Here is a 15,688-nt window from a genome sequence, read left to right on the forward strand (position 1 = left end):
CCATAACGCTGCCCGCGCATCCCTTCCTGCTTATCAACAATGTCAAAGAACTTAAGGACCGAAGCCCTTAACCATCCGGTCCGCGTCGCCGCATTCGCTAGCGCCGCACCCCGTCGGTGGAGGCGGGTTATAGGGCCCGCTCCCAAAACTGTCAAACCCTTTTTTGGAAAAAACTGCAGGAAAAATGCAAAAACATCACAAGTACGAAAAAGCACCGGAAACGGCGCAAAACAGATCACTGACCATTGGTTGAAATGGGCACATGACTTTTACACAGCACCCTCGAATGCAAGCCCGCCCGCCACCGAAACCTGGCGCGCCATTGCCACCGGTTCAGACGGTATTCGCAGCACATATATATGTATGCAAATCGATGCGGGCATTTTCCGATCCGCAAGGGCTGATTTCCCGGCGGATCGGCGCAGGAAAAAGCGGCAATTTCAGCAGGCTGCCGATCTGCCTTGTTCTTGCCATTGTCGACTGGCATCTCAGCGCCGCCCATCAAGAGCAATGGCCTGAAAAACCTTCAACGGTTCGTAAAGGAAATCGCGCCATTATAATCCCATGGGAACGGATATGGTCGCTGCGAATTCGCGTTTCACATCGCTTGAGCTTTTATGTATAAGGTTTGAGCCGATGTTGCCACGAAGAGCAACGGGCTTGAGCGAACTGGTTATTGGTTATTAGGGGAGTTCTACGGCAATGGCCGGAAGAGACTTGGTTTCTATTGCTACTGTTATGGCAATTCTGGGGGGAACGGCCGGATATCTGTTATCCGATCATTATTCCAACGCCACAGATACTGCCCTTTCTGCCAGTGCAGCCGAAAGCAATGTTATGACCTCCCCGGTCGGGAGCGTAACCGAAACGGCAAGCATCCCCGACATCGAACCACGCCGCGAAACCGTGATCCTTGAAAAAGGATCCAACCTTATGGCGACCCTTACCGCGACCGGGCTTGAGCGGACCGTGGCCTATAACGCCATCGAGGCTCTGCGCGATGTTTACAATCCGCGCAAATTGCGGGCCGGTCAGGAGTTTGATCTTGTCTATTCCGCGCCGATGGAAGACAGCATCGAGCTTCTTGACGAACTGAGCTTCCAGCCTGATCCCGAGACCATTGTTTCTGTGTCTCGCACCGATAGCGGTTTTGAAGCGTCATCTGACAAGATCGAATTGACCACCAAAAAGAATGTCGCATCGGGCACCATCGAGCAGAGCCTGTTTCTGGCCGCCGAACGTAATGGCGTACCCATCCCGGTGCTGATGAGCCTGATCGAGCTTTATTCCTATGAAGTCGACTTCCAGCGTGACATCCAGCCGGGTGACAGCTTTGAAGTGATGTATCAGGAACTTGAAAACGACAAGGGCGAGCGCGTGCGCTATGGCGATCTGCTTTATGCGAGCATGACGCTGAGCGGCCATGAAGTGCGTCTTTATTCCTATACCGACAGCAATGGCGAAACCGACTTCTATAATCAGAAGGGGGAATCCTATCGCCGTGCCCTGATGCGTACGCCGATCAATGGCGCGCGTCTGTCTTCCGGTTTTGGCAAGCGCAAGCATCCGATCCTTGGCTATACCAAAATGCACAAAGGCATCGATTTTGCCGCACCGCGCGGAACGCCGATCTTTGCCGCCGGTAATGGAACGATTGCCAAAATCGGCCGCAATGGCGGTTATGGCAATTACATCCGCATCCGTCACAATGATTCCTATGAAACCGCCTATGCCCACATGAAGGGCTTTGCCAAGGGCCTGAAACAGGGATCACGCGTCAAGCAGGGTGATGTGATCGGCTATGTCGGGACCACCGGCGCTTCGACCGGCCCGCATCTGCATTACGAGATCCTGAAAAACAACGCCCAGGTCAACCCGATCCGGGTCAAGATGCCCAGCGGCAAAAAGCTTAAGGGTGATGAGTTGAAAACCTTCCTGGCCGATGCCGACATCCTGCGCAAGCAATATGCCGAGCTGTCGCTTGATAACCGCAAGATCGCCAGCGCCCAGTAAGCATCATCGCATAATCGCATCGCAAAAAGCCTGCCCGTTTTATCGGAGCAGGCTTTTTTGATGTTCGGGATACAGGGTACAGGAACGGAATACGCCAGCGGGCAGTACAAGCGCCAATGCGCCAAGGGGATGCTGGCGGCCTGTTCAGCCTGCCCTGCCCGATATAAGGGTAAGGGCAGCGACGTGCGCATGATAGATAGCAGCGCGGACTTTCGGACCGGGTCTCCGTAAACGTCCAGACCGGATCAGGCTGCGTCGCGGTCGAATTGCAGTTTGGCAAGACGGCCGTAAAGCGGTGATGCTTCGAGCAGTTCCTGATGGGTGCCAATCGCAACCAGCTTGCCATCATCAATCACCGCAATGCGATCCGCATGCAGTACCGTTGCCAGACGGTGGGCGATGACAAGGGTGGTTCGGTCCTTCATGATGGTTTCAAGGGCCTGCTGGACCACCTGTTCGCTTTCGGCATCAAGGGCACTGGTCGCTTCGTCAAGCAACAGGATCGACGGATTGCGCAGGATGGCACGGGCAATGGCGATACGCTGGCGCTGACCACCGGAAAGCCGGACCCCTTTTTCCCCGAGATAGGTATCAAAACCATCCGGCAGGCGATCAAGGAATTCGCTGGCATGAGCAGCATCGGCCGCAGCACGAACGTCCGCATCACTGGCATCGGGTCGGCCATAGCGGATATTGTCCCAGGCATTGGCAGCAAAAATCACCGGGTCCTGGGCAACAAGGCCGAACCGTTCACGTACCGCAACCGGGTCAGCCATGCGAATATCAACACCATCAACACGAATGGTGCCCTTTGCCGGATCATAGAAGCGCAACAGCAACTGGAACACGGTTGTCTTGCCAGCCCCCGACGGCCCGACCAGGGCAACGGTTTCGCCGGGCTTGACCGAAAGCGTCAATCCTTCGAGGGCCGAACGATCCGGACGGGCCGGATAATGGAAGGTGACATCTTCGAAGCTGACATGCCCCTGATGGGGGACAGGCATCGGCTGTGGCGTTTCGGGGGCGGCAATCCGCGGTTCGGTTTCAAGCAGCGCAACAAGGCGTTCCGCCGCCCCGGCCGCGCGTTGCAGATCACCGATCACTTCGCTGATCGCACCGACCGAGCCGGCCACCACCACGGCATAGAAGACAAAGGCGGAAAGTTCCCCGGCCGAGATGACCCCGTCAAGAACATCATGCCCGCCGATCCACAAGATGGTGCCAACCGCACCAAACACCATGACAATGACAATGGCGGTCAAAAGTGCCCGGGCCGAAATACGGGCCACGGCCGTTCTGAACGCGCCTTCGACATGATCGTTGAAGCGTTTGCTTTCGATATCTTCGTGGGTATAGGCCTGAACCGTGCGCAATGCATTGAGGGTTTCTTCGGAAAAGGCACTGACATCGGCAATCCGGTCCTGGGATTCGCGTGACAGGCGACGCACCCGACGGCCATAACCGACAATCGGTACCACCACCAGCGGCACCACCAGCAGGACCAGTGCTGTCAGCTTGGGACTGGTGATTGCCAGCATCGTCAAACCGCCGACAAACATCAGCGCATTGCGCAGCGCGATCGAAACGCTCGATCCGATGACCGATTGCAAAAGCGTGGTATCGGTCGTCAGCCGCGACAGAACTTCACCGGTACGGGTGACTTCAAAGAATTCCGAATCCAGCCGAACGATGTGACGATAAACCGCAGAACGAATATCTGCGACCACCCGTTCACCAATCCAGGACACCAGGAAAAAGCGCATATAGCTGGCGCCAGCCAAAAGCAGGGTCACCGCAAACAGCACAAAAAGCGCGCGATCAAGCAACCCGCCATCACCGTCGGCAAAGCCTTCATCGACCAGCATACGCAGACCATTGCCCAGCGCCAGCACGGTTCCCGATGCAGTCACCAGCGCAATCAGCGCACCGATCAGCTGTAATCGATATTTCAGAACAAACGGAACAATGGCCCGCAACGAGGACAGGTTCCGACTGGTTTCCCGGTCAATCAGTCTTGCAGAAGCAGTAGGTGTACGCGCCAAGGCCCTTTATCCCGCATGCATAGGGAACGATATAGCCGATCAGCGATCAGCCAAGATCAAGCTTGTTTCCGGTTTTCACCGCCAGATCGGCAGAAAGCTGATCATGGAGCGTGGTCGAACCGCGGGTCGAGGTCCAGGTTTCATTGTCTTCATCAAAGTCATAGTGACTTGCGCCACTGACCGGTGAGGACAACCAGACCTGACGGTTCGGGCCATGCTTGTTGATAATGAATTGTTCGCCCGAATCGAGTTCGATTGTCAGGATTCCGGATTGCAAATCGACTTCAAGGTCATCGCCCAGCGCGTCATCGATGACATCGGAAAGGGTCTCGATGGTTTCATCTGCAATCTGATGGAAGCGGGTTTCCTCAAGGGCCACAGTCTTGTTCTCCGTCTGTCGCCGGAAGCGCATCTGCCCCGGCAAGGCGATAATCAATTGTCGGCGCACCATACTATATAAAGTGTGCTGTGCAAGTATGCATAAGATACCGCTTGCGAGAAAAGCTTGAAACGTACGCGCGTGGCTGCTACACGACCGCGAGATCGCTACTGCACTCCCCTCATTTGGCGTTAATCGGATAATTCCCGGTTACAGGGGTTGCGCGAGCCGATTTTTTACACTATACACCGCGCTTCAAATTCCGGAGTGATTAGGCGATGAAAAAAGATATCCATCCCGATTACCATGAGATCACCGTTCAGATGACTGACGGCAGCACCTTCACCACGCAGTCGACTTGGGGCAACCCTGGTGACGTGATGAAGCTCGACATCGATCCGAAAAGCCATCCGGCTTGGACTGGTGTTCACCGTCTTCTGGACAGCGGCGGGCAGCTTGCGAAATTCAAAAAGCGCTTCGCTGGTTTCAATATCGGCAACTAAGCAAAGAACACATCCATGTGTTCTGTGGGATCAGCGCCCGTCGCATCTTGTTGATGCTGCGGGCGTTTTTCTTTGGTAGAACCATTGATTGCGCCCTTGCCGGCACTAAGAAACCTGGAATGACCATAAGGATGATCTGCCATGCAGCATATCTGGTGGTTCTCCGGGCATTTTTTTGCCATAATTCTATTTCGTTTGGATAGGGTGGCACCTGACGTGCCGCCCTCTTTGGCTTGTCAAATCGACCAGGGTTATAGATGAACCAGGTGGCGGCGCGTAACCAGGTAAGTTATGAGGTCTATATCAAAGACCGTTCAGGCCGTTGGCAGATCCACGGCCACTTTACCGGTGCGCAAAAAAAGCAGGCCGAAGAAGAGGCAAAGCAGATCGAACGCGCGAAACATGTTTCGGGCGTCAAGGTGATTCGCGAAGTCTATAACCACGCGACCAACAGCTCGGACGAGTATGTGGTCTATGAGACCCGCGGCCAGGGCAACCTTGAAAACAGCAATGCCCAAAGCCGTCCCAAAGCCAACCGTCCCGCAGCGGCCCAGAAACCGACCGCCCCGACACCCGAGCCGACAAGGCAAACCGAAAGCAATGGCGCGGACGCCAGCAGCAGCGATGAGGCAAAGGCACCGAAACCCGCAAGCCCCAAACGCACATCAGCGGCAGAAAGCCAAAGCATTCTTGGTTTGGCCCTTAAGATGATGATCGCGTTTTGCGTGGCCATCGCCATTGGTCTGGCGACCATGCTGGTTGCGGCCAAGGGATTGGAATATCTGCCCAATATGGGCATGCAGATCAGCCAGGGCTTTTACGACAAAGCCAATTTCATGTCCTTTACGGTCGGTTTCCTTGCCAGTGTCGTGCCGATGCTGATGGCATTGACCAAGAAGTTCAAGGGACGCGCGCGCAGCAAGCCATCATCTGGCCGATCGCCAAAACCCGCACGAACCAGCCCAGCACAGCGAAGCCGCGCCCGTGGAGCATCAAACAGCACGCCATCGTCCGGATCACGGATGTCTGCCGCCGAAATGGCGGCTGAACTTGAACGCGACGGGATGGCATCCGATACGGATGATGACACCGCGGACTCCGTTCAGGATCAAACCCCGGACGCCCCGATTGATGATACGCCCGACCGGCCACTGGTCGAAACGCGTGAAATGCGCGCAACCCGCGAGCAGATGAAGAACTTTATTTCCGGATCAATGCAGGCGATCAAACGCACGGTGCCGGTTCTCGATGCCTATCACAAATTTGGTGTCAATCTTTATGTCGCGGGCGCGTGCGATGCGTGTAGCGAGAAGAATGCACTCGAACAAAGAGATGGTCGGGCCGTTTTGCGCGACTGCATTTCGGCGCTGGGTGCAAACAAGAATATGGCCGATACGTTCTGCAAGAATGTCGATGACTATATTCTTGAGCCGAAATACAAGGATATGTACGGCGCGGGCCGCGAATCGATGGATGCCTATCTGAAGGATGAGAAAAGCATCATGTCATCGGTATCGCGTGCGATAGCAAACTGGAGCGAAAAGCCCGCGGCCAATCCGCAAGGTGGCGCAGGCAAAAAGCTTCACGCGCTGATGTTTACCGACATTGTCAATTCGACGGCCAAAACCCAAGAACTGGGTGATCATGGTGCACAGCAGATGGTTCATATCCACAACCAGATTGTGCGCACCGCACTGATCAATAATTACGGCAAGGAAGTCAAACATATGGGTGATGGCATCATGGCCGTCTTCCCGTCTTCTGCCAGCTCGGTCGAGGCTGCCATTGAAATCCAGAAGAATATGGCCAATCACAACGCCACCCAGGACCTGAAATTCCAGATCCGCATCGGGATCAATGCCGGCGAAGCCATTGCCGAAGAAAACGACCTGTTTGGCAGCGTTGTGCAGCTTGCCGCGCGCGTTTGCGCCCAGGCTGGCGGGGATGAAACGTTGGTGTCAGGCAATGTCAAAAACACCTATAGCGGCAGCCGTGCGAAGTTTGTATCGATGGGCACCCGCCAGATGAAAGGCTTTGCCGAACCGGTTGAGGTCTTTCAGGTTCAATCGCGCACCTGATCCGTATCTTTGCGGCACCGGGTCCCGTGCGGGAACGACTTGTTGCCCGCGCTTCGGCCTCTCTCCCCCACACATCTACTTACATGCGAGATTGCGCCAGTGCGTCAAAGCCACGCCCGGCCGTCAGGTGATCCGTTAATGTCAGGGATTAAAACGAACTGTCAGTTTGCGCAGCGTGCGGCGACCTGTAGCTCCATGCGCGCAGTACGCATATAAAGTGCCTGTGCCCGGTTCATCAGATCCAGCAATCCCGGCGACAGGAACTGACACGCGTCACTGCGTTCTTCGAGACAAATGCGCAGATCCACCATCAGGTCATCGGTATCGATTGCTTCTTCCCAGCCGATTTCGCCTTCTTCGACAGCACGTACCGCAAGAAGCCATGCCATTGCCCGGATCAGGCGCGTGGTCATGCGCATTTCTTCCAGACAGCGGACCATGGCTTCGCCGCTGTTGTTCTTTTTACGATGCTGACTTCTGTGAGCGGCGAGATAGTTACGGGCCTCGACAAGCAGGGTAAAGGCTTCGTCATATGTCCGCGAGAAATGAACAACCGCAAAATTGCTTTGATATGACGCCTTTTCGGACGCCGGTGGATGCTCGTGTGTCATCCTGTTTATATTGGAAAGGTGCCGAACTGCTTCAAGGCACGGTTCGGCCAAATAGAAAGACCGCCCACTTGCGGGGCGGCCTCACCTCAACCTGCTAAACTTGCCGGACTTTTTAGTTTTATTTTTCTTGGTGAGCGAACTTTAGCCAGCGGTTCATAAGCGGTCAAGGCTATTCATGGCACAAATGTGACAATACGTATTAACCCGTACCCTTTTGCACATTTTACAGATGCACACTGCCATGGCCCGCAGAACTACAAGCAATACAAGTAATTGAATATACAAGATAAAGAAAAAGAACCGCCCTAAAAGGGCGGCTCAGTTTAACAGGGAGGCATCGAAACATCACGTTCGACAAGGGGGTCAACAGATGACCCTCTATTCCACATATAAGACGGGAAGTTTAAATTTCAATTAACCCCAGGTTTAAAAAAATTATCCTCACGTCTAGTATTTGGAAAGGCCATCAATCCTTGTTGCTCCACCCGAAACTGTTTCGGACTTAACTTTTGAACAATGCCTCGGCCCCGGCATGGGCACCTTTGCGATGTTCAAGTGCCGCATCGACCCGTTTGATTTCCTGTTCCAGTGCGGTCCGGTATTCTTTCAGGCTTTCAACCGAAATGCCTTCTAGGTTACGCGGCAGGCCAAATTCACGCTTGCTGACAATGCCAAGATCTTCTTCTTCCACACTCATCCTCCATTTCCTGCAGTCGCTTTTTTCCAACACCCCTGCCCCGGTTCGGGTAACGGGATGTCGGTTTGGCTTGTGACCTGTTAGATTTATCGCACTGGTGTCCGGACATTTTGGCGGCTAACTTGCGCCAAAGACCGGTTGACCATTTCAACAAAATTAACAGGTCCTGACCCTAGATAGGTACTAAATCCACAATTCGCCACGGAGGTCGCAATGTCGCACGCCCAATTGCCAACGAAAATGCAGGCTGTCGAAATTCGCAAGGATGCCGATGCCCCCTATCTGGCACTGGCCGAAGCCGATATTCCCGAAATCGGCGATGATGATGTTCTGGTCCGGGTTCGGGCCGCCGGGATCAACCGCCCCGATCTGATGCAGGTTGCCGGCATGTATCCGCCACCGCCGGGCGCGTCCGAAATCCCGGGCCTTGAACTTGCGGGCGAGGTCGTTGCAACCGGCCCAAAAGTAGGCGACTGGAAGGTCGGGGACAAAGTCTGTGCGCTGGTGACCGGTGGCGGGTATGCACAATATGCTGCTGTACCGGCGGCGCAATGCCTTCCTGTTCCCGAGAACCTTACGATGGTTCAGGCCGCGGGCCTTCCTGAGACCTTCTTTACGGTCTGGCACAATGTTTTTGACAAGGCCAAGCTGACATCTGGTGAAACATTCCTTGTGCATGGCGGCACGTCGGGGATCGGCACAACAGCGATCCAGTTGGCCAAGGCATTCGGGGCCAAAGTGATCGCAACCGCGGGCAGCGATGAAAAATGTCAGGCCTGCCGCGATCTTGGCGCCGATGTTTCAATCAATTACAAAACGCGCGATTTCGTCGAAGATGTGAAATCCGCAACCGATGGCAAGGGTGCCGACGTCATCCTTGATATGGTTGCCGGTGACTATGTCAGCCGCAATTTCAAGGCCGCGGCCTTTGACGCCCGCATTCTGATCATTGCCTTTTTGCGCGGTCCGAAGGCCGAAACCAATTTCACGCCGCTGTTGCTTAAGCGCCTGACATTGATGGGCTCCACACTTCGTGCCCAGCCGGTTGCGAACAAGGGTGCAATTGCACAGTCACTGCGCGAAAAGGTCTGGCCGATGATTGCAAACGGACAGATTGCACCAGTCATCCACAAAACCCTCCCGCTGGCCAAGGCAGAGGAAGGCCATGGCATATTGAAGGGTGGCGCACACATCGGAAAAGTGATACTGGAAGTCAGTTGATCGTTTTTGGATATCGGTCCTAACCGTTTATCGGACCTTTCCATCGCAACATGACGATGTTTGCAGATCGAAAAGAAATATTCTTTTCGCAAGTCCGCAACAGATTGTTGCATTTACCCGCACATTGATCGAAAAGAACGCAATGGCGGGTCCGACGATGCGCAGCAACCCTTGGTTCACCCCTTGGTTGCCTTTGCAGCATTGCCGGACCACCAAAAGAGATTATATTCTGGGGCATAGATTCCCGCGCTTTTTGGGCTCATACCCATTGCCGGTCTCCAGAGAGAAAGAAGGAAACAGGAGGAATTATGGCACAGCCCCTCATGCCCAAAGCAACCGCTGTATGGCTTATCGACAATACCGGCTTGTCGTTCCGGCAGATTGCCGCCTTTACCGAGCTTCACGAGCTTGAAATCCAGGCAATTGCGGATGGTGACGTTGGCCAGGGCATCGTCGGTCTTGACCCGGTTGCCAACGGGCAGCTGACCAAGGAAGAAATCGCGCGCTGCGAAAAAGACCCGCGCGAATTCCTTAAGATGGCGAAAACCGATTTGCCGCGCCCGCGCGCGCAGTCCAAAGGTGCCCGTTACACCCCGGTTTCCAAGCGTCAGGATCGCCCGAATGCGATTGCCTGGTTGCTTAAGCATCACCCGGAACTGTCGGATGCACAGGTTTGCAAACTGATCGGCACCACCAAGGACACCATCGGTAAAATCCGCGACCGTACGCATTGGAATTCCGCCAACCTGACGCCGCGCAACCCGGTGACCATGGGCCTTTGCACCGAACTTGATCTTGAAAAACAGGTCGTGATCGCACGTTCGAAGAACCCGGAAAAAATCGCCCGCGATGTCGAGCCCGATCCGCTGCCCGAAGAATTGCAGATCAATCCGGAACCGGATTATCCGGGCAAAAAGACCGAAGAGAAAAAAGAAGAGCCGAAAACTTCCGATTACATGGAAGCGGCAGAAAACCTTTTCCGGTCCTGATACGTTTCAAAAGGTCGCCCACGGGGCGGCCTTTTTTCTTTGGGTTGCCCGGCACTTATTGCATAAAGTTTGTTTCATACGATTGCCGCTAAACCGTAACGCAACCGACATATGCGCGACATACCATTCGCCTGCTTTCGAACGAACAACACCGAAGAAACGTTTCCATGCAAAAACGTCCAACTGAACGCCAGGCTGGCATTGTTGAACTTGTCCGCGCCGATGGTTTCCGCACCATTGATCAGCTTGCTGAACGCTTTGACGTCACCCCGCAGACCATCCGGCGTGATGTGAATGCCCTGTGTGACGAAGGATTGCTGCGCCGTCGCCACGGCGGCGTCGAACCGGCACTTGAACATGAAAATATCGCCTATCGGGCGCGCAAGGTTCTGAACGTCAATGAAAAGCGCAAGATTGCCGCCCTTGTCGCCCGTGAAATCCCCAATGGGGCGTCGCTGTTCTTTTCGATCGGCACCACACCGGAACTGGTGGCAAGCGCGTTGCTTCAGCATCGCGACCTGCGGATTTTCACCAATAATCTGAATGTGGCCTATGTTGCCGCAACCAATGACAGCTTTGACGTCACCCTGATTGGTGGCCGGTTGCGTAACCGTGACCGCGATGTGCTTGGCCCCGAGGTCGAGGCATTCTTTAACAGCTACAAGGTCGATTACGGGATTTTCGGCGTCGGTGGTATTGATCCCGACGGCAGTCTTCTTGATTTCGATGAACAGGAAGTCCGCGCCCGTTCGGCAATCCTCAAGAATGCGCGCAAATCATACCTTGTTGCCGATCATACCAAATTCGGCCGGAACGCTGTGGTGCGGGGTGGCTCGATCACCGATGTCAGTGCATTCTTTACCGACTGCCTGCCCCCTGATCACATCATGGCAATGATCAACCGTGCGGGCGTTACCATGCACATGCCCGAACCCAACGCGGAATTTCCGACCTTTTACGTGCCCGAAGAAGACTAGGCCGTATCGCACGCGCCCCCGCATTTGTCAGGACGACTTGCGGGTTTGCGCTGCTGCCATCAGGCTGTTGCGGACTTCGCGCAATGCCGGGGTCAGTGTTTTATCCCGGCGCATGACGATGGCCAGTTCCCGCGATAATGGCGGATTAAGCGGCCGGGTCGTAACCGGAAACTGGGTGCGGCCCGGGCGCGCGCCCATTTCCGGCAAAATTGTCGCCCCGATCCCCGCCCCGACCAGTTCCTTGATGGCTTCGACACTGCCAAGTTCCATGATCGAATGTCCGGCAACCCCGGCATCACGCAGCCAGTCATCAACAAGGGTTCTGGTCAAACCACCGCGTTCATAAAGCACCAGCGGCTGGGTTTCGAGATCCCGGGGATGAATTATATCGGGCACATCCGCATCCCCGGCAAAGATCGCCACGAACGGATCGGTCATGACCGGCATGATCGACAGGCTTCTGCCGCTGCACGGCATGGTTACCAGCCCGATATCAAGCTGGTTGTCTTCGATCGCGCGGACAATGTCGCTGGTATTGCCGGTGCGCACCATGATTTCGAGCTTCGGATAGGCCCGTTGCAGTTTTTCCAGAATGGCTGGCAGAAAATAGATACAGGCCGTTGCCCCGGTGCCGATCCGCACCTGACCCGCCGGGCCATCGGCAAAGCTTGAAACCGCATCCAGTGCAGAACGGATCGATGCATCAATCCCGCCAATATGGGCCAGCAATGCCTGCCCGGCAGCAGTTGGTTCGGCCCGCTTGCCCACCCGTTCAATCAGCTTGACGCCAAGCCGTTCTTCAAGCTGGCGCACCTGCTGGCTGATCGCGGGCTGGCTCAGATTAAGTTTGGCGGCGGCTGCCGAAAAACTGCCAAGTGCGACCACATCGGCAAAGGCATGAAGCTGATCAAGATTAAGAGCACGCATATCAAACTTTTTCTTATGCAATGCATAAGATTTCAAAACTTACGTTATGATAGAATTCGCCGTACTGTCTGGTCAAACAATTCAACACCGGACAATAAAATGTGCCTGACAACCAGCGACCCGATCCCAGTTACCCGCATAACCGTGCGCGATGCATGCGATGCAGATATGGCGCACATCACCGCGATTTATCGCCACCATGTGCTGACCGGGACGGCATCGTTCGAAGAAATTCCGCCATCACAGGATGAAATCACCAGCCGGTTTCATGCAATCCGTGACAAGGGAATGCCCTATCTGGTGGCGATCAATGATCGGAACATCGTCGGATATTGCTATGCCAGTTCCTATCGTCCACGCACGGCCTATCGCCATACGGTGGAAAATTCGATCTATGTGGCCCCGGATTGCGCCGGTCAGGGTGTCGGCAGTCTTTTGATGGGTCATCTGATCGAGCGTTGCGAAAACGGTCCCTGGCGTCAGATGGTTGCAGCCATCGGCGACAGCGCCAATCACGCATCGATTGCCCTTCATCGCAAATTCGGGTTTGAGCAAACCGGCGTTTTCCATAATGTCGGCTTCAAGTTTGGGCGCTGGCTTGATTCCATCCTGATGCAACGATCCCTTGGCGAGGACAAGCCGGTTCTTCCCGGTCCGCTCGACAAATGATCCGGCCCCGCACTGTTATTGCCCTTGGCCTTGCCCAATTGATCAGTTGGGGGACGGCCTATTACCTGATCGGGAATTTCGGTGCGATCATTGCCGCACGACATGGCTGGGACAGTGCAGTCGTCTATGCCGGGTTTTCATCGGCACTTTTGGTCATGGGGATCTGTTCGTCGACATGCGGGCGGCTGATTGATCAATGGGGCGGGCGGCCGGTGATGCTGGCGGGATCGGTGCTTAACGCGCTTGGTTGTTTGACGCTAGCCTTTGCCGATCAGATCATCTGGCATTTCGTTGGCTGGATCATTCTGGGCATTGCCATGCGCGCGACGCTTTATGATGCTGCCTTTGCCACACTGGCGCGCATCGGCGGTCCGAATGCCGGTCGGGCCATGGGACAGATCACCCTGTTTGGCGGGCTTGCATCCACCGTGTTCTGGCCGGTCGGTCATCTGATCGAAAGCCAGTTTGGCATCACCACCGCCCTTGCAAGCTATGCCGGATTTGCCCTTTTGACGGTTCCGCTGCATTTGATGCTGCCGCCGGCTTCGCCCAGCAGCGACGATGAAACCGATGCCCCCGCCCCATCATCACCAACGGCCCCTGCCCCGCCTGGTGATATCGCGGCAAACCCGAAAGTACCAACCTGCGAAGGAACACCGGTAAACAAGCAGCTGTGCGGCATTCTCTATGCGGTGATTGTGACGGTTCTGAATGTCGTCAATGCGGCGATGTCAGCCCATATGATCGCGGTTCTGATCGGGCTTGGCCTGGGCACCGTGATTGCCATTGAAACAGCCAGTCTGCGCGGGATTGGTCAATCGATCGCACGGGCCGCCGAAGTGCTGTTTGGCAAACGGCTTGCGCCAACCAGACTGACGGTGCTGGCGACCGCGATCCTGCCGGTCTCCTTTTTGCTGGTTCTGATCGGGGATCCCCATGTGATGGCGGCGATGGCATTCACGTTTTTATATGGTGCTGCCAACGGCGTTCTGACCATCACGCGCGGGACATTGCCATTGATGATTTTCGGGCGGCGCGGATACGGACAGCAGGTCGGCAGGTTGCTGATCCCGGGCTTCTTTTTATCGGCCATTGCGCCCAGCCTTTATGATCAGCTGATTGCCCGTTTCGGACCGCAATCTGCGATCTGGGCATCAAGCGGGTTGCTTCTGATCGGGTTCATCAGTGCAATCGTCCTTTACCGGATGCTCACCCCCGGTCACACGCGCATCCCGATAGCAGAATAATCCTGACAGCCGGCCCGTTCACCAAGTCCGGCAACCCCGCACCGAGCTGAGCTGAGCTGAGCTGAGCTGAACTGAACTGAACTGAACCGGACCGGACCGGACCGGACCGAACAGAGCCAACACCTCCGCCATTCCGACCACGTCCAAGAAAAAACGCCTGCCAATCGGGGATGGCAGGCGCAAGGTGTGCTCTGTGATGAAAGAGCCGGGAGTATCCGTGCTTACGGGATCTTTGGTTGGTGTTATTTCGCGTATCCGATTTCCTTGAGTGCCTCGACAATTTCCGGAAGGATCGCCGGATCATCAATGGTGGCCGGCGTGTTATAGGTTTCCCCGTCGGCAATTGATCGCATGGTCTTGCGCAGGATTTTGCCAGACCGTGTTTTCGGAAGCCGGTCAACCACGGTTGCCTGCTTGAACGCTGCAACCGGTCCGATCTGATCGCGAACCATGGCAACCACTTCGGCCAGAATGGCATCATGGGGCCGCGTGACACCGGATTTCAGGACGATGAAACCAAGCGGCAATTGCCCCTTAAGATCGTCATGCACGCCAATGACCGCACATTCGGCAACGTCGGGATGACCGGAAAGAACTTCTTCCATTGCCCCGGTCGACAGCCGATGCCCGGCGACATTGATGATGTCATCGGTGCGCGACATGACATAGATATAGCCGTCTTCATCAATGAAACCGGCATCACCGGTGGCGTAATAGCCCGGGAATTCTTCGAGATAGGATGACTTGAACCGGTCGTCATTCTGCCAAAGCGTCGGCAAGGTACCGGGCGGCAATGGCAGCTTGGCGGCCAATGCGCCGATCTGCCCGCGTTCAAGCGGTTTGCCCGCCTCGTCAAGAACCTGAACATCCCAGCCACAGGCCGCAACCGTCGGCGATCCGTACTTGATCGGCAACAGTTCAATACCGCGCGGATTGGCACAGATCGACCAGCCGGTTTCGGTTTGCCACCAGTGATCAATCACCGGCACGCCAAGGCTTTTTTCCGCCCATTGCAGGGTATCGGGATCGGACCGTTCACCGGCCAGATACAGCGCCTTGAGACAGCCAAGATCGTAATTCGCCATATGGGCGGCTTTGGGGTCGTCACGCTTGATCGCACGAAATGCGGTTGGCGCGGTGAACAGGACCTTGACCCTGTGTTGGGAAATTACCCGCCAGAAGGCACCGGCATCGGGGGTGCCAACCGGCTTTCCTTCATACATCACGGTCGTGCAGCCCGCCAAAAGCGGCGCATAGATATAGAGGATTGCACTTATAATCCGTCAAACTTGCACTTATCGCGCTTTTCCGGCTCAAATTAAGTGATTTTATCAC

At 55.3% G+C, this 15,688-nt stretch carries 16 protein-coding genes; 9 read left to right on the top strand and 7 right to left on the bottom strand.

The genetic code is table 11. The features are described from left to right. Positions 1 to 262: 262 nt before the first annotated feature. Entirely contained in the window at positions 263 to 625 is a 363-nt protein-coding gene (locus WA429_RS20410; RefSeq protein ID WP_250282625.1) for a hypothetical protein, read from the top strand. Positions 626 to 702: 77 nt separating this feature from the next. Continuing rightward, positions 703 to 2,013: a M23 family metallopeptidase gene (locus WA429_RS20415; RefSeq protein WP_231856777.1), complete on the top strand. Its 1,311-nt coding sequence runs from the start codon at positions 703 to 705 to the stop codon at positions 2,011 to 2,013. A gap of 245 nt (positions 2,014 to 2,258) precedes the next feature. Here WA429_RS20415 and WA429_RS20420 read toward each other — a convergent pair whose 3' ends face one another. Further along, a complete protein-coding gene (locus tag WA429_RS20420; protein WP_068519707.1) occupies positions 2,259 to 4,055 on the bottom strand; it encodes an ABC transporter transmembrane domain-containing protein in 1,797 nt (598 codons plus the stop codon). Positions 4,056 to 4,101: 46 nt separating this feature from the next. Beyond that, the gene (gene cyaY, locus WA429_RS20425) at positions 4,102 to 4,434 is read right to left on the bottom strand and encodes an iron donor protein CyaY (protein ID WP_228196492.1); all 333 of its coding nucleotides are present in this window, start codon (positions 4,432 to 4,434) and stop codon (positions 4,102 to 4,104) included. Positions 4,435 to 4,712: 278 nt separating this feature from the next. Here cyaY and rpmE point away from each other — a divergent pair, with 278 nt between their 5' ends. Continuing rightward, entirely contained in the window at positions 4,713 to 4,937 is a 225-nt protein-coding gene (gene rpmE / locus WA429_RS20430) for a 50S ribosomal protein L31 (RefSeq protein WP_068519706.1), read from the top strand. Here rpmE and WA429_RS20435 read toward each other — a convergent pair. After that, positions 4,934 to 5,080, bottom strand: coding sequence for a hypothetical protein (locus tag WA429_RS20435; RefSeq protein WP_287466893.1), 147 nt, complete (start codon positions 5,078 to 5,080; stop codon positions 4,934 to 4,936). The two genes, rpmE and WA429_RS20435, sit on opposite strands and share 4 nt — an antisense overlap. Before the next feature lie 114 nt (positions 5,081 to 5,194). Here WA429_RS20435 and WA429_RS20440 point away from each other — a divergent pair, with 114 nt between their 5' ends. Further along, complete coding sequence (locus tag WA429_RS20440; RefSeq protein WP_114113908.1) at positions 5,195 to 7,015, top strand: adenylate/guanylate cyclase domain-containing protein; 1,821 nt, start codon at positions 5,195 to 5,197, stop codon at positions 7,013 to 7,015. A gap of 161 nt (positions 7,016 to 7,176) precedes the next feature. Here the strand turns inward: WA429_RS20440 and WA429_RS20445 are convergent, their stop codons facing one another. Continuing rightward, positions 7,177 to 7,626 (bottom strand): DUF1465 family protein, encoded by a 450-nt coding sequence (locus tag WA429_RS20445; RefSeq protein WP_287466892.1) that lies wholly within the window; start codon positions 7,624 to 7,626, stop codon positions 7,177 to 7,179. A gap of 502 nt (positions 7,627 to 8,128) precedes the next feature. Next, entirely contained in the window at positions 8,129 to 8,323 is a 195-nt protein-coding gene (locus tag WA429_RS20450; protein WP_101245844.1) for a DUF1192 domain-containing protein, read from the bottom strand. A 213-nt stretch (positions 8,324 to 8,536) separates the two neighbouring features. On the opposite strand from WA429_RS20450, the gene WA429_RS20455 reads away from it, so the two are divergent. The 3 genes from WA429_RS20455 (at position 8,537) to WA429_RS20465 (ending at position 11,510) form a co-directional block, all read left to right on the top strand. Next, complete coding sequence (locus WA429_RS20455) at positions 8,537 to 9,544, top strand: NAD(P)H-quinone oxidoreductase (RefSeq protein WP_287466890.1); 1,008 nt, start codon at positions 8,537 to 8,539, stop codon at positions 9,542 to 9,544. Between the two features lie 308 nt (positions 9,545 to 9,852). Beyond that, complete coding sequence (locus tag WA429_RS20460) at positions 9,853 to 10,533, top strand: DUF1013 domain-containing protein (protein WP_068519701.1); 681 nt, start codon at positions 9,853 to 9,855, stop codon at positions 10,531 to 10,533. Between the two features lie 167 nt (positions 10,534 to 10,700). Beyond that, the gene (locus WA429_RS20465; protein ID WP_068519700.1) at positions 10,701 to 11,510 is read left to right on the top strand and encodes a DeoR/GlpR family DNA-binding transcription regulator; all 810 of its coding nucleotides are present in this window, start codon (positions 10,701 to 10,703) and stop codon (positions 11,508 to 11,510) included. Positions 11,511 to 11,537: 27 nt separating this feature from the next. Here WA429_RS20465 and WA429_RS20470 read toward each other — a convergent pair whose 3' ends face one another. Next, complete coding sequence (locus WA429_RS20470; protein WP_114113915.1) at positions 11,538 to 12,437, bottom strand: LysR family transcriptional regulator; 900 nt, start codon at positions 12,435 to 12,437, stop codon at positions 11,538 to 11,540. 99 nt (positions 12,438 to 12,536) lie between these two features. On the opposite strand from WA429_RS20470, the gene WA429_RS20475 reads away from it, so the two are divergent. After that, positions 12,537 to 13,106, top strand: a complete 570-nt coding sequence (locus WA429_RS20475; protein ID WP_287466888.1) for a GNAT family N-acetyltransferase — start codon at positions 12,537 to 12,539, stop codon at positions 13,104 to 13,106. Further along, positions 13,103 to 14,353 carry an MFS transporter gene (locus WA429_RS20480; RefSeq protein ID WP_287466887.1) on the top strand — a complete coding sequence of 417 codons (1,251 nt, stop codon included), beginning with the start codon at positions 13,103 to 13,105 and terminating at the stop codon, positions 14,351 to 14,353. Before WA429_RS20475 ends, WA429_RS20480 begins: the two co-directional genes overlap by 4 nt. 242 nt (positions 14,354 to 14,595) lie before the next feature. On the opposite strand, the gene WA429_RS20485 is transcribed toward WA429_RS20480, so the two are convergent. Then, on the bottom strand, positions 14,596 to 15,633 hold the full coding sequence (locus tag WA429_RS20485) for an AMP-binding enzyme (RefSeq protein WP_443082689.1): 1,038 nt from the start codon (positions 15,631 to 15,633) through the stop codon (positions 14,596 to 14,598). Positions 15,634 to 15,688 lie beyond the last annotated feature (55 nt).

Origin of the sequence: Thalassospira sp. CH_XMU1420-2 (assembly GCF_037029325.1) — a bacterium.
GTDB lineage: Bacteria > Pseudomonadota > Alphaproteobacteria > Rhodospirillales > Thalassospiraceae > Thalassospira > Thalassospira povalilytica.